Origin of the sequence: Mycolicibacterium novocastrense (genome assembly GCF_001499835.1) — a bacterium.
GTDB lineage: Bacteria > Actinomycetota > Actinomycetes > Mycobacteriales > Mycobacteriaceae > Mycobacterium > Mycobacterium novocastrense.
In genome coordinates, this window is the sequence record NZ_LQIH01000057.1 from 1 (window position 1) to 1,521 (window position 1,521).

The following is a 1,521-nucleotide window of genomic DNA, read 5'->3' on the forward strand; positions in this document are numbered from 1 at the left end:
GGGGTGGGTTATCTGGGTCGTGCGGGGTTGACGGCTGGGCGGTTTGTGGCGTGTCCGTTTGGGCCGGCGGGGTCGCGGATGTATCGGACCGGGGATCTGGTTTTGTGGCGTGCTGATGGGCAGTTGCAGTTTGTGGGGCGTGCTGATGAGCAGGTCAAGGTTCGTGGGTATCGGGTCGAGCTGGGTGAGATTCGGTCTGTGTTGGCGCAATTGGATGGGGTGGTTCAGGCGGCGGTGGTTGTGCGTGAGGACCGTCGCGGTGATAAGCGTCTGGTTGGCTACATCACCGGAACAGCCGAGCCGTCTGCGGTGCGTGCGCAGTTGGGCGATCGTCTGCCGTCCTACATGGTGCCCTCGGCGGTGGTGTTGATCGAGGCGCTGCCACTGACGGTCAGCGGCAAACTCGACACCCGCGCCCTGCCGACACCCGAATACCAATCCACCGGATACCGGGCCCCCGGTAACGCGATCGAGGAAATTCTCGCCGGTATATATGCCCAAGTCCTGGGACTGGACCGCGTGGGGGTCGACGACTCGTTCTTCGACCTCGGCGGCGACAGCATCCTGTCGATGCGTCTGATCGCCGCCGTCAATTCCGGTATGGATACCCAGCTTTCCGTTCGCACAGTGTTCGAGGCACCCACGGTGGCTCAACTGGCACTGCACATCGGTGCCGGTACCAGCCGGCCGCAGCCGCTGGCGCACGCACCGCGGCCCCCATCGGTTCCGTTGTCTTTCGCCCAGCACCGGTTGTGGCTCATCGATCAACTGTACGGTCCCTCACCGGTTTACAACTTGCCGGTGGGATTGCGACTCCGCGGACACCTACACGCCGATCTTCTCGCCATGGCGCTTCACGACGTGATCGGCAGGCACGAAAGCCTTCGCACCGTCTTCGAGGCAGCCGACGGGACACCACGGCAGGTCGCGTTGCCGGCAGAGACAACCGACATCGCATGGGAAGCCGTCGATGCCAGCGGATGGTCAGAAAGCCGATTGGATGAAGCCATCCGAGCCGCATCACGGTACACGTTCGATCTGTCGGCCGAGATCCCCATTCGGGCTTGGCTTTTCCACCTCACCGACGACGAACACGTACTGGTCGCGGTACTGCACCATATCGTGGCCGACGGCTGGTCGATCGCGCCGTTGGTGCGCGATCTGAGCACCGCGTACACCAGCCGATGCGCCGGACACGACCCCGCATGGACGCCGTTGGCGGTGCAGTACGCCGACTACACGCTGTGGAATCGCGCGAACCTGGGCGAGCTCGATGACCCCGACAGTCCCATCGCCGCGCAGTTGGGTTACTGGACAGAATCTCTTGCCGGGATGCCCGAGAGGATCCCATTGCCCACCGATCGGCCCTACCCCGCAATGGCGGAGTTGCAAGGTGCGACGGTGCCGGTGAATTGGTCACCCGAGCTGCAGCAGCGGGTGCGTGCGCTGGCGCGGGAGTTCAATGCGACCAGTTTCATGGTGGTGCAGGCTGCGTTGGCGGTGTTGTTGGCGAAGGTCGGT

At 63.8% G+C, this 1,521-nt stretch carries 1 protein-coding gene; it reads left to right on the forward strand.

Translation table 11 applies throughout. The annotated features are described in order from the left end of the window. Nucleotides 1–1,521, forward strand: a 1,521-nt coding sequence (locus AU072_RS24415; protein ID WP_165596695.1) for a condensation domain-containing protein, incomplete at both ends; no start/stop codon positions are given.